Annotated in this window: 14 protein-coding genes; 11 read left to right on the top strand and 3 right to left on the bottom strand. The window is 57.6% G+C overall.

Going from position 1 to position 11,739, the window contains the following annotated elements; all coding sequences use genetic code 11:
* Positions 1-16: 16 nt before the first annotated feature.
* Entirely contained in the window at positions 17-400 is a 384-nt protein-coding gene (locus tag DSOUD_RS10010) for a TraR/DksA family transcriptional regulator (RefSeq protein ID WP_082351193.1), read from the bottom strand.
* Positions 401-559: 159 nt separating this feature from the next.
* On the opposite strand from DSOUD_RS10010, the gene DSOUD_RS10005 reads away from it, so the two are divergent.
* The gene (locus DSOUD_RS10005; RefSeq protein ID WP_232426429.1) at positions 560-1,993 is read left to right on the top strand and encodes an HD domain-containing protein; all 1,434 of its coding nucleotides are present in this window, start codon (positions 560-562) and stop codon (positions 1,991-1,993) included.
* Between the two features lie 58 nt (positions 1,994-2,051).
* A complete protein-coding gene (locus tag DSOUD_RS10000) occupies positions 2,052-3,098 on the top strand; it encodes a polysaccharide deacetylase family protein (RefSeq protein ID WP_053550875.1) in 1,047 nt (348 codons plus the stop codon).
* Positions 3,099-3,108: 10 nt separating this feature from the next.
* Here DSOUD_RS10000 and DSOUD_RS09995 read toward each other — a convergent pair whose 3' ends face one another.
* A complete protein-coding gene (locus DSOUD_RS09995) occupies positions 3,109-4,011 on the bottom strand; it encodes a glucosaminidase domain-containing protein (protein ID WP_053550874.1) in 903 nt (300 codons plus the stop codon).
* A gap of 243 nt (positions 4,012-4,254) precedes the next feature.
* On the opposite strand from DSOUD_RS09995, the gene DSOUD_RS18690 reads away from it, so the two are divergent.
* The 4 genes from DSOUD_RS18690 to DSOUD_RS09980 all read left to right on the top strand — a co-directional run bounded on the left by DSOUD_RS18690 (position 4,255) and on the right by DSOUD_RS09980 (position 6,498).
* Positions 4,255-4,419, top strand: a complete 165-nt coding sequence (locus DSOUD_RS18690) for a hypothetical protein (RefSeq protein ID WP_096335438.1) — start codon at positions 4,255-4,257, stop codon at positions 4,417-4,419.
* A gap of 18 nt (positions 4,420-4,437) precedes the next feature.
* Positions 4,438-4,911: a ferritin family protein gene (locus DSOUD_RS09990; protein WP_053550873.1), complete on the top strand. Its 474-nt coding sequence runs from the start codon at positions 4,438-4,440 to the stop codon at positions 4,909-4,911.
* 149 nt (positions 4,912-5,060) lie between these two features.
* Complete coding sequence (locus DSOUD_RS09985; RefSeq protein ID WP_157671829.1) at positions 5,061-5,558, top strand: hypothetical protein; 498 nt, start codon at positions 5,061-5,063, stop codon at positions 5,556-5,558.
* Between the two features lie 346 nt (positions 5,559-5,904).
* Entirely contained in the window at positions 5,905-6,498 is a 594-nt protein-coding gene (locus DSOUD_RS09980; RefSeq protein ID WP_053550871.1) for a methionine adenosyltransferase, read from the top strand.
* Positions 6,499-6,839: 341 nt separating this feature from the next.
* Here DSOUD_RS09980 and mazG read toward each other — a convergent pair whose 3' ends face one another.
* Complete coding sequence (mazG, locus tag DSOUD_RS09975) at positions 6,840-7,634, bottom strand: nucleoside triphosphate pyrophosphohydrolase (protein ID WP_053550870.1); 795 nt, start codon at positions 7,632-7,634, stop codon at positions 6,840-6,842.
* Positions 7,635-7,867: 233 nt separating this feature from the next.
* On the opposite strand from mazG, the gene DSOUD_RS09970 reads away from it, so the two are divergent.
* The 5 genes from DSOUD_RS09970 to fabD all read left to right on the top strand — a co-directional run bounded on the left by DSOUD_RS09970 (position 7,868) and on the right by fabD (position 11,738).
* Positions 7,868-8,416: a YceD family protein gene (locus DSOUD_RS09970; protein ID WP_053550869.1), complete on the top strand. Its 549-nt coding sequence runs from the start codon at positions 7,868-7,870 to the stop codon at positions 8,414-8,416.
* A 111-nt stretch (positions 8,417-8,527) separates the two neighbouring features.
* Positions 8,528-8,707: a 50S ribosomal protein L32 gene (gene rpmF / locus DSOUD_RS17850; RefSeq protein ID WP_082351191.1), complete on the top strand. Its 180-nt coding sequence runs from the start codon at positions 8,528-8,530 to the stop codon at positions 8,705-8,707.
* A gap of 25 nt (positions 8,708-8,732) precedes the next feature.
* Positions 8,733-9,770, top strand: coding sequence for a phosphate acyltransferase PlsX (gene plsX, locus DSOUD_RS09965; protein WP_053552359.1), 1,038 nt, complete (start codon positions 8,733-8,735; stop codon positions 9,768-9,770).
* Between the two features lie 30 nt (positions 9,771-9,800).
* Positions 9,801-10,781, top strand: a complete 981-nt coding sequence (locus DSOUD_RS09960; RefSeq protein WP_053550868.1) for a beta-ketoacyl-ACP synthase III — start codon at positions 9,801-9,803, stop codon at positions 10,779-10,781.
* Positions 10,782-10,823: 42 nt separating this feature from the next.
* On the top strand, positions 10,824-11,738 hold the full coding sequence (gene fabD, locus DSOUD_RS09955) for an ACP S-malonyltransferase (RefSeq protein ID WP_053550867.1): 915 nt from the start codon (positions 10,824-10,826) through the stop codon (positions 11,736-11,738).
* Position 11,739: the final 1 nt, after the last annotated feature.

The raw sequence follows: 11,739 nt of genomic DNA, 5'->3' as shown, positions 1-11,739 counted from the left end.
GCAGCAGCTCTTAAAGCTAGAGGGTCCCGACGCCTGGGCCTGCCTTGATCCTCGCTTCTTTCTCCAGGATTCCCTTGCAGGAGACGCAGTAGCGGGTGTGGGGGAGGAGTTGCAGTCGCTCGATGTCGATCTCGTCACCGCACCGAAGACAGGAGCCGTAGCTGCCGTCGCGGATGCGGTCGAGGGCCTCGTCGATTTCCAGGATTTCTTCCCGTTTCGCATCTCCGAGGAGGTGGAGAAATCCCTTGATGTTTTCGGTGAGCCCCTGGTCGGCGATATCCGGGACCCCCTCATCGATCATGGCGGCGGCTTCGGCATTTTTTGCCCGCAATTCCGCCAGAAGATCTTCCCTCAGGGTGTGGAGTTTCTTTTTGCTCATCTCCAGTCGTTCTCTCCTCATGGCAGGCTCCCCTTTTGTTGTCCCTTACCTGTAGGTTAGAACCCGGGCCGGGGGTTGTCAATGAGGCACAAAAGGCGCTTGATGAAGATTCCTTTCTCTATTATCATGGACTTCCCCTTTAATCACGATGGTGTGACAGGCTGTTAGCGGAGAGTGCGAGTGCCAGGTAAGGATAACCGCCAGGAACAACGTTTGATCAGCGAGATGATGGAGCTTCTGGTCACCCATTACGGGGGGAGCCTGAGTGACGAGGCTCTCGATCAGGGGATTCTGGCCATACAGAGGGCCATCGAACTCGGACGCCGGTCCCACTCCGGGCAGTTTCGAAAATCGGGAGAAGCCTACTTCATCCATCCGCTGCGGGTGGCACACCTCGCCGCCCGGCACTGGATGGACTTCTCGTCGGTATTGGCGGCGATTCTCCACGATGTGGTGGAAGATACGCCGGTGACCCTGGGCGAAATTGAAGCCGATTACGGTCCGGAAGTGGCGCTGCTGGTCAACGGGCTCACCAAGGCGTCGGACGAAAAACTCAGCCGCGAGGCGCTGAAGGCCGAAACCTACCGCAAGCAACTGCTGGCGGCAATCGAGGATGTCCGGGTCCTGTGTCTTAAATTCTGGGACCGGACCGACAATCTGGAGACGATCAGCGCCCTCAATCCGGCAAAGCAGTCGCTGATCGCCGAAGAGACGCGCACCGTTTATGTCCCTCTCGCCCGGCATCTCGGAATGGGGGACGTCGCCAACGTCCTCGACGCCCTTTCTCTGGAAATTCTCTACCCGCGGCGTTCCCAGCGTTACCAGGAGACCATCAGGGCCCTGCAGAGCCAGGTCGAGATCCCCCTTCGTAAGATCCGTTCCGAAATCAACAATGTCTGCGAGCATCACAAGATCGGGGTGCTGCTGCGCGACCGCTGGCGCCCCTTTTCCGTCGCTGCCGCCAAGGCGATGAGTCGAGGCTTCCCGACCCTCTATACTCTGGAAATTCAGGTTGACCGGACGATGGACGCCTATCTGGCTCTCGGCCTGCTGCACAACCTGTATTCCCCGATCCCCGGAAAACTCAGGGATCATTTGAACGTGACCTCCCAGTTCGGATACCAGGCCCTGAAAACCACGGTGCAGGCCGGCATCTACAGGATGCGGGTCGAGATTACCACCCGTAAACTGGCCCGCTTCAACGAAGCCGGGGTTCTGGCCCCCGGTTTCGAATTCCGCAGGGCCAATTTTCAGGAACTGATGCGCTCCCTACTCGACGGAGAGTCGGCTTTCGACACCGAGGGCCTGCGTCTGGCTTCGGCTTCAATCCAGGTTTACACCCCCCGCGGAGATGTTCGCACACTTCCCGAGGGGAGCAGCGCCCTCGACTTTGCCTTCGATATCCACGAAGACCTCGGTCTTCATGCCTGCAGGGCCCGCATCAACGGGCAGACGAGGCTTCTCAAGTCACGTTTGATGGACGGCGACCAGGTGGAGGTCGAACAATGTAAAATACCCGAGGTCCTCCCCAAATGGCTGGAGTGGACTGCAACTCCCCGGGCACGAAACTCTATTCGCCGCTATCTGCGCAGCCGGGTGAAGGAGGCCTCCTGATCCGGAGGCGGCCTTCGAGGTCCCTCGCTCACCTTTCGGCTAGTACTATAAGGATTTTATGTCTTCAGGTATCCGTCTCGCCGTTTTTGCCCTGATCCTCTCCCTGCTGGCGACCTCGGCCCTGGCCGGAGAGGCCAACGTCTTTGTCTACCACCGTTTTGGCGATGACCGTTATCCCTCCACCAATATTTCCATCGAAACCTTTGCCGCCCAGTTGCAACTCCTGAAGGAACGGGATTACACGGTCCTGACCCTCGGGGAGATCGTCGATCGTCTCCGTGACGGCAAAGCCCTCCCCGAACGCTGCGCGGCCCTGACCGTCGATGACGCCTATACCACGTTCCTCAGCGGGGCCATGCCTCTGCTGCGCCGCTTCGGTTATCCGGTGACACTCTTCGTCAATACCGATACCGTCGGCGGCCGGGGATACCTGGGGTGGGAGGAGTTGCGGGGACTGGCCGTCGAGGGAGTAGAGATCGGCAACCATACGGCGTCCCATCTCTATCTGCTCAACCGTAAGGCTGGAGAGGATCCGGGGTCCTGGCGGCAGCGGATTACGGCGGATATCCGCAAGGCGCAGCGCCTCCTTGAAACGGAATTGGGAAGGCGCCCCCTCCTCTTTGCCTACCCCTTCGGGGAGTACTCACCGGAGGTGATCGAGATCCTGAAGGGGGAGGGTTATCGGGGAGCGGCGGCGCAACAGTCGGGAGTGGTCTCTTCCGGGAACGACCTCTTTACCCTGCCGCGTTTTCCCATGGGAGGCCCTTATGCCACGTTTGAGGGGTTCAGGGAGAAATTGGCGATGCGGGCTCTGCCGGTGACCGTTTTGTCCCCTGCCGGACCGGTGATCGAAGGCGAGGACCCACCAACACTGCGGGTGCGGATTGAGGGGCGGGGGATCGACCTGACCCGGTTGCGCTGTTTCGTGCAGGGACAGGGGGAGGCGGCCATCGTTCCGGATAGCGCAGGAGGCGCCGGTGCCTACTTGGTTCGCGCCGCTGCTCCGCTTGCCGGTCGCCGCAACAAATATACCCTGACGGCACCGGCGAAGGACGGGGGACGATGGTACTGGTTCAGTCAGTTGTGGGTGAATCCGACTCGCTGAGGAAGGTTTGTCAGTTGCGCAGGGCCGCCGCCGAAAGGCGGGAGAGGCGGTTTTTGCGGATGATTGACTGGATATCCTCGACATAGGCCTCGCCGCGGGTGGAGTAGAGGAGAAGTCCTTCGGCAAGGTCGACCCCCCGCAGGGGGACACCTTCGCGGCGCATCTTTGCTCTTTTGTTGCGCAGGCTTTTATAGGCCCAGTGGGTGTTCAGATTGGCTATGTAGGACTGGACCGAATCGTAGACCGTGCGGAAACGACGCACCTCGTAGGACTCCCCCTCAGGACGGTTCATCGGGACGAGCCCTGTCCCGGGAATGAACGTCCACTCGCCGAAGAGATTGTTTGCCATAAGCGCGAAGCGCGACGTGCCGTAGGCTGATTCATTGGCCGCCTGGGCAAGAACCATGGACGGGGGGATGATATCCACCCGCTTCAGGAGAGCCTCCCTTGTTCTGGCGCTCGTCAGGGGATTTTTCTCGATCCGGTATTTTTTCGCCAATTCGACTGCGACCTTCCGGTCCTCGGGAGAGAGGGACTCTCCGCCCTCGAGGCGGTCAAAAATGGCCAAAAGAGTGGCACGTTCCTGGCTGATCTCCTCGTTGATCATCAGGACCATGGGGAGAATCGATAAAAAGAAAATACTTTTTTTCTTCGAGATTTCCGGAACGCGATCGAGGTCGGTCGGCAGGGTGTTAAGTATAAAGGGGGGGACTCCGTTGTTGAGAGTGTTCCAGCCGTAATCGTGCAGGGAAAACAGAGCGCTCAGATCTTCGTGGGATGCCGGGGAGAGAACCGGCGGGTTCGGTTCATCGCCGAAGACGGACCGGGGCTGACCTCCCTCGGTGCAACTGCCCAGGGAAAGAACTCCGGCCAGCAGGAGGCCGTGGATTGGCAAAAATGGAAATAGTTTCATGGTAGGGTTTCCTGGGTTTATGATCCATTCATTCCAGCCAACGTCATTATTTAACATGAAGCAGGGAGTTTTGCAACGGCAAGGGGCAATTCGGCTCCATTGGCGGGGGGGCGCGGCAAGGACGAGGCAATCTCTTCGGTGACAACCGTCATGGTGGGATCTCGTGGAAAATCATAAACACTCTTGTGATTCCTCGACTTATATGGTAAACGAAATAGACATATTTGCCTTCAGGAACAATCGATGGATACGATCAAAACAGCCAGCTTTGAATACCTGATCGGACTGGCCAAAGAGGACCCCGAAGGGGGGTATACGTTTACCCTCGACGGCTCGGTTTATCACATAGGAGATGTTCTGGAGATATCCGCCATTGCAGGAAAACACGGCTACATTGTGATTTATTGAGAGGAGACGCGAACTTCTATGAATAATGACGATCAGGTCTGTTATACATTTGAGGCCGCCATCGAGATGGCCGTTCAAATGGAAGAAGAAGGGTTTCGGCATTATCTCAAGGCACTCCGCATCGTCAAGGACAAGGCGGCCAAAGAGATCCTCCGGGATGCGGCTTTCGATGAACTCGAGCATAAGCATCAACTGGAAAAGGCTCTGATCGAGGGGGAGGTGGCGGGCGAGGGGATGGATCGCCCCGTTCCGACCATGAACCTCGACTATGTGCTCGGAAAAAAGGAGCTCGGACCCAGGGCCGATGCCCGCGAGGCGCTGGCCTTTGCCATACATCTTGAGAAGGGGTCCCTCGATTTCTACAGGCGGATGAGCCAGGGTTGCGCCGGGGCTCCCATGGCCAAACTTTTTGATCGGATCTACAACGATGAAAGCCGCCATCTTCAGGAACTGGAAGATCTCTACGAGGAACACTTTCTGACCGAAAACTGAACTTATTCTGCGAATTTAGCCCTGTAAAGGCGGCACCCAAAAGGTGCCGCCTTTTTTTGTCGATGGCTCAATTGTCATTCGGAGGAAGATACTCGCCACTGACCCTGATGGTCACGCGGTCCCAATGAGAGGGGAGTCATGTCACGAGGGTGGCATTTTTGAAAAAAAGTTTTATAGTTAATCCCACAAAGGCGATTATTTTAGGGGCAGGGGAGGATCCTGAAGCGCAAACAAGGGAGGGGTCAATGAACCTCTATTTGTCAGTCGGACTTTTTTCTCTCTATGCTGGGCTGGTATCGCTTTTTGGGCTCCTGGCCGAGCGGGAAATGACAACAGTCCTTGCGGCTAAGAGGCATTGGGGACGCAAGCGCGGTCTGACCCTTCATTTCCTCGTCAATATCGCTTTTCCTCTGGTTTTCGGGATTGTTTTTTTTAGTCGTGGGGTGGCGGGATTTGGGTCCGGTGAGCCGAGTTGGGGGCCCATGATTACACCCCTGATTGTTGCGGAGCAGGAACTCGCTTTGCCGTCCGCAGATGATCCGTTGCTTAAGGGCGACTTCGTCGCTCAGTATGTGCCGCAGATGAAAGAGGCCAATAAATTCCCTCAAGATCTGACAACCAATCCTCTCCTTGCCGGGTATCCCTGATTTTTCCTGCCATGATTTACCAGACGGAAGTGGCTGCAACCCCCTTCCGGGCCTCCCGCTGATTCCCCCCACCATTCACTTCAGAACGATCAGGGACACCTGCCTGTCACCCATCAGGTCAGGCCAGGATTTCCTTGTCGGATAAGGTCGACGAAATCCTTTGGCCTCGGCCTGAATCCTCTCCTCCCTGACAGGCATCCAGGCCGAGAGGGTTCCCCCCAATGGCCCGCCGTCCCGACGCCGGCCGCTGGTTAAGGGCACTGTTTGACAGGGAGACCCTCTTTGATACTTTGATAGAGTCGGAGACAGGGAGCAGGAATGAGCTGTAGCAAGCTGCGAGGTCCATATGGTCGAGGTTGCTGTTGAAACGCGCTGTGGCAAAACGGTGTCGGAGCAACCGACGGAGATTTTCGAACGCAAGGAGGCGATTCACGGTGCCATGGGGCAATTCCTGGAGCGCTACAGTTCCTTTGAAAAAATTACCGTGTATTACAACGCCCTCGATGAACCGGGGAGAGGGCTCGCCGGCGTTTACCTGAGTCTGCTCGGCACCTCTGTAGAGGACGCCGATTCGGGACAGGTCGGGCGGGGAAACCGGGTCAACGGCCTCATCTCCTTGAATCGGCCCCTTGGGACCGAGGCGGCAGCTGGAAAAAATCCGGTCAGTCATATAGGGAAAATCTACAATGTCCTGGCTCACAACCTGGCCAGGGAAATTTATGAGCGAATCGAGGGGGTCAGAGAAGTTTACGTCCTCCTCCTGAGCAGGATTGGCACGCCGATCGATCACCCGGTGGCAGCCGTAGCCCGTATTCTCCCCTCGGAGGAAATGCCGGCCGGGGAAATTTCACGGGGTATTCAGGAGATTTTCGCCGGTGCCTTTTCCGGACTCGATGATTTCTGCCTGCGTCTCGGACGGGGAGAATACCCCGTCTGTTGACCGCATTAACCCCTGGCGACTTGAAACAGAACGCAGGCTTCCATTGCCGGAACAATGGCAAGGAGGAACGGGAGCCTTATGAACATGGCTCCCCTGATAATGAAAAAAAACAAATGAACACTAAGCCGCCGATGTCGCCATTTCAGAGGTTCAAACGGCAGCCACCAAGTATTTGAAATTATTGTATTATATTGTTTGGTCAAAAAATAGGCAAGGGGGTGTGGGGCTTTTGAGGCCTGCTTCAGGCCGCGGTATGCACATGGTTCTCCACACCTTTTCCACAACGTCTGTTGAAAAGGTTCGAGGCCTCCGAAAGGGCAGGCTTTTTGTCCTGTCAATCCCTATTTTTTTGTGAGGGCCCCGGTTTTGACCCATAGGCGTTCGAGCTTATCAGAAGGGGCTTCCTGAAATGTCAGCCCCTCATCGGTCAGTTCCTGGCCGACCTGCTCCACTCTCATGGCAAAGTGGTTGGTTCTCTTGCGCAGAGCCTCTTCGGCATCGATGTTGAGATGGCGGGAGAGGTCGACTACGGCGAGAAGGAGATCGCCTATGGCTTCTTCCTGAACTCCCTGGTTCGGTTGACCAAGAGTTATTTCCAATCGGGCGAGCTCTGTGTGGATGGTCCCCGTCGGTCCGTCCGCGGCGGGAGGGTCAAAACCGGCTCGGTGCGCTTTTCCCTGAAATTTGGCGGCACGCATCAGGGCGGGGAGGGTCTCTGGGACGCCGTGAAGAAGGGGGCGGGGTGTATCGCTGAATGGTTTTTCCTCTTCCTTGATCCGGTTCCATTGCCGGTTGAGGGTCGCAAGATCCCTGTCCGGTGCGTCGGCAAAGACATGGGGGTGCCGCCTGATGAGTTTGTCGGCGATGGCATCGGCCACATCGCCGATATGGAATTCCCGACGCTCCTCGAAGAGTCGGGAGAGGAAAACGATCTGCAGCAGGAGATCTCCAAGTTCCTCCCGGATGGCCTGAGGCTCTCCGTGGTCAATGGCCTCCAGCACCTCGTAGGTCTCTTCCACAAGATATGGGCGGAGGGTTTCCGGAGTCTGTTCGGCGTCCCACGGGCACCCCTGCGGCGAACGCAGGGTGGCCATGATGCCAACCAGGCGCATGAAGGCCTGACTGATGTCGTTCATTGACAGTTTTTCCTGTGTTGGAGGTTGAATCGGTTCCCCCGGATTTTCTACTCCAGGTCGCAACTTAATGCAAGGCCCGGCCGGGTCCAAAGGCAAATTAATCGCTTGCAAACTTGTCGAAAATAATGCTAATACAAAGCCCGCGTCGGGGAAGGACTGCGGTCCCGGCTTTTCCCTTGACAAAAAAAGGTCAATCTCTATACTAGCCGCTTTCAGCGGTTCACGGAGGGGTTTTGCTGATCCGCCTTGAAGACATTAAGGATGAGGGTCTCGAACTTGAGTTCGAAGAACCCCGCAGCATCTTCCCTCTGCTTGCCGATCTGCAGACCGATGAGGTCGTCTTTCTGGAGCCGGTACGGGTGCGGCTGAGGGTTTTCCGCGCCGGGGATATGATTGAGGCGCAGGGAGAAGTAAGCTCCTCAGTGCGTGTGGCCTGCGGGCGTTGCCTCAAAGAATTTATTCAGCCGATCCATTCGGCTTTCGAGCTCACCTATGTGGTGGAGTTGCCGGAGATTGAGGATGAATCCGCTGACGGCGAGTTGGAGCTTGACGCCGAGGACATGGGTCTGATCCTTGTCGAGGGGGAAGAAATCGATTTTGCCGGGGTAATCGAGGAGCAGGTCCTGATGGCGCTCCCCTTACGGCCTCTGTGCGACGAAGGGTGCAAGGGACTCTGTCCCCAGTGCGGAGCGGATCTCAACGTCTCCCAGTGCGGATGTCACCCCTCGGAATTTGGCGGTAAGTTTGCTGTCCTGAAGAATTTCAAAATCGACAAGTCGTGATGGACCGCTTGATTGGCAACCTGGTATGTTGTTCCGGTTGCAGTACCGGTCTGGGCGGCAGATAAATTAATAAAACCGGCATCTGGCCGGATTACAAGGAGAACCACGACCATGGCTGTACCCAAGAAAAAAACCTCCAAGTCCAAACGCGATATGCGCCGCGCCCATGATGCGATCACGGCCCCCGGTATTTCCCTTTGCCCTCAGTGCAAGGAGCCCAAGCAGCCTCACCGCGCTTGCGCCAGCTGTGGTACCTACAAGGGAAAAGAAGTTGCCGGACCTAAAGAATAAAGAGGCTCTTCGGTTGAACGATCGTATTACTGTTGCCGTGGATGCCATGGGAGGCGACAATGCCCCTGGCGTTGAAGTGGAAGGCGCCGTCGCCGCCGCCAGGCGTTGGGGTGTTGCCATCATCCTCGTGGGCGATGCGGACAAGGTCGGGGCTGAGCTGAAAAAGCACCGGGTCGACGGACTGACCATTGCCATCCACCATGCCAGCGATGTGGTGGGGATGCACGATTCGGCCTCGGATGTCATCCGCAAGAAGAAGGATTGTTCCATTCGGGTCGCTTTCGATCTGGTCAGAAACGGTCAGGCCCAGGCGGTCGTCAGTGCCGGCAATTCCGGGGCCACCATGGCGGCCGGGATGTTCGTCCTCAAACGGATCCCCGGCATCGATCGTCCGGCCATCGCCACCATCATGCCCAACATCAAGGACAAGACGCTGGTTCTCGATGTCGGCGGCAATGTGGACTGCAAGCCCCTTCATCTGGTTCAGTTCGCATTGATGGGGGAAGTCTACACCCGAAGGGTTCTCGGTAAGGAGCGCCCGAAGGTCGGACTTCTTTCCAACGGCGAGGAGGAGAGCAAGGGGAACGATCTTACACGGGAGGCCCATCGCCTCCTGAAGAGCGCCTCCTTCAATTACGTCGGATACGTCGAGGGGCGGGATATTTATAACGGCTCTGTCGATGTGGTGGTCTGCGACGGCTTTGTCGGCAACGTTGTTCTCAAGGTTGCCGAGGGTTTGTCCGAGGGGATCTTTACCATGCTGCGCAAGGAAATCGGCAGTCGTCCCCTTGCCAAGATCGGCTACCTTCTGGCCCGTCCCGCTTTTCAGGCCTTCCGTAAGAGGGTCGATTATTCCGAATATGGCGGTGCTCCCCTGCTCGGCATTGACGGGACCGGCGTCATCTGCCACGGGGGATCGAGTCCCAAGGCGATCATGAATGCCGTCCGTATGTCCAGGGAGTGCGTCGTCAAGAAGGTCAACCAGACCATGATTGCCCAGATTCAAGAATATTGTGACGGGCAGCCCGCGGCCGTCGATGCGTCATCTGCAACCCAAGGGTAGGTTTTGTTCTTTGACCGAAGGAGTCAGCTTTTGAAGAAAGCTCGTATTATCGGTACCGGTTCCTACGTTCCCGAAAAAGTCCTGACAAACTTCGACCTGGAAAAAACGCTCGATACGACCGACGAGTGGATTGTCGCTCGCACCGGAATCCATGAACGTCATGTGGCCGCCGAAGGCGAATTTACCTCGGATCTGGCGACCAACGCCGCTCGGAAAGCTCTAGAAATGGCCGGCGTCGCCGCCGAAGAGATTGACCTCATCGTCGTTGGAACCATCACCGGCGATTTCCCCTGGCCGGCAACCGCCTGTCTGGTCCAGAGTAACCTTGGGATCAAGGGGTGCGCCGCTTTCGACGTTTCCGCCGCCTGCAGCGGATTTCTCTATGCGCTGGATGCCGCCACAAAGCAGATTCAATCCGGAGCCGTGAAAAAGGCCCTGGTGATCGGTGCCGAGGTCCTGACCCGGGCCATCGACTGGCAGGATCGCAACACCTGTGTCCTTTTTGGCGATGGTGCCGGCGCTGTCGTTCTCGAGGCGCAGGAGGGGGACCAGGGCGTTCTCTCGACTCATCTGCATGCCGACGGTTCCTACTGGGAACTCCTCTACCAACCCGGTTTCGGTTCCCGTTTTCCGGCCTCTGCCGAGGGGTTGGCCGAACGACTCCCCTTTTTGAAGATGCAGGGGAACGAAGTGTTCAAGGTGGCCGTTCGCTCCTTGCACGAGGTGGCCGTGGAAGCTCTCGAGGCCAATGGGCTTGTTGCGTCGGATATTGACCTCTTTATCCCCCATCAGGCCAATCGGCGAATTCTCGAAGCGACCGCCAAACGTCTCGGCCTTAGGGATGAACAGGTCTATATCAACGTCGACCGGTTTGGGAACACCTCCGGCGCCTCCATCCCCATCGCCCTGGACGAGGCGAACCGTCTGGGACGAATCAAGGCGGGGGACATGCTGCTTTTTGATGCCTTTGGCGGCGGATTTACCTGGGCCGCCGCAATGGTGCGCTGGTAAGGGCGGCGGCGAATTTTTCGCATTAGAGGAGTTTTTTGATTGATGGTAGCCTTCGTATTTCCTGGCCAGGGTGCCCAGTATCCAGGGATGGGCAAGGAATTGGCCGACAATTTCCCCGTTGCCCGACAGGTTTTCGAGGAGGCCAACGACGCCCTCGGCTTCGATATCGCCTCCCTCTGTTTCAACGGGCCCGAAGAGGCCCTTAAACTGACCACGAACACGCAACCGGCGATCCTTACCGTCAGCGTCGCTGCTCTGAAGGTCCTTCAGGCCGAGACCGGCCTGGTTCCCGACTATTCGGCGGGGCATTCCCTCGGTGAGTATTCGGCGCTGGTCTGTGCCGGGGCCCTTGTCTTTGCCGACGCCGTGCGCATTGTTCGGCAACGGGGTTCCTTCATGCAGGAGGCCGTCCCCGTCGGATTGGGTGCCATGGCCGCTATTATGGGACTCGAGGGCGAGGCCCTGCAGGAAGTCTGCCGCCAGGCGGCCCAGGGTGAGGTCGTCGCCCCTGCCAACTTCAACAGTCCCGGTCAGGTTGTCATCGCCGGGCACGCCACGGCGGTCGAACGGGCCATGGAACTGGCCAAAGGACAGGGAGCCAAGCGCGCCCTTCCCCTGCCGGTGAGCGCACCCTTTCACTGCTCCCTGATGGTTCCTGCCGGTGAGCGGTTGGCAAAGATTTTGAGTGATATCAATGTGCACCCCATGACCTTCCCTGTGGTCACCAACGTCGAGGCGTCGCCCAATGGCGAAGCTTCCCGGGTGAAGGATCTCCTCGTGGCCCAGGTCAGCGCTCCGGTGCGCTGGGACGAATCGGTTCTCAAGATGTCCGGCCTCGGGGTCGACCGCTATATCGAAATTGGTCCGGGCAAGGTTCTCTCCGGACTGATCAAGCGCATCGTCAAGGGGGCCTCGGTGGCCAACATCGAAGACCTTTCCGGACTTGAGGGTCTGTAGA

Origin of the sequence: Desulfuromonas soudanensis, from assembly GCF_001278055.1 — a bacterium.
Taxonomy (GTDB): domain Bacteria; phylum Desulfobacterota; class Desulfuromonadia; order Desulfuromonadales; family WTL; genus Deferrimonas; species Deferrimonas soudanensis.
Note: the sequence above shows the minus strand (reverse complement) of the source record. Positions and strands in the feature narration are given on the sequence as shown.

Bases quoted from the DNA above. Each gene is read 5' to 3' on its own strand.
- DSOUD_RS10010 (WP_082351193.1), bottom strand. From the start codon at position 400: ATGAGGAGAGAACGACTGGAGATGAGCAAAAAGAAACTCCACACCCTG.
- mazG (WP_053550870.1), bottom strand. From the start codon at position 7,634: ATGAACGACATCAGTCAGGCCTTCATGCGCCTGGTTGGCATCATGGCC.
- DSOUD_RS18690 (WP_096335438.1), top strand. From the start codon at position 4,255: ATGGATACGATCAAAACAGCCAGCTTTGAATACCTGATCGGACTGGCC.
- rpmF (WP_082351191.1), top strand. From the start codon at position 8,528: ATGGCTGTACCCAAGAAAAAAACCTCCAAGTCCAAACGCGATATGCGC.
- DSOUD_RS09980 (WP_053550871.1), top strand. From the start codon at position 5,905: ATGGTCGAGGTTGCTGTTGAAACGCGCTGTGGCAAAACGGTGTCGGAG.
- fabD (WP_053550867.1), top strand. From the start codon at position 10,824: ATGGTAGCCTTCGTATTTCCTGGCCAGGGTGCCCAGTATCCAGGGATG.
- DSOUD_RS09995 (WP_053550874.1), bottom strand. From the start codon at position 4,011: ATGAAACTATTTCCATTTTTGCCAATCCACGGCCTCCTGCTGGCCGGA.
- DSOUD_RS09990 (WP_053550873.1), top strand. From the start codon at position 4,438: ATGAATAATGACGATCAGGTCTGTTATACATTTGAGGCCGCCATCGAG.
- DSOUD_RS10000 (WP_053550875.1), top strand. From the start codon at position 2,052: ATGTCTTCAGGTATCCGTCTCGCCGTTTTTGCCCTGATCCTCTCCCTG.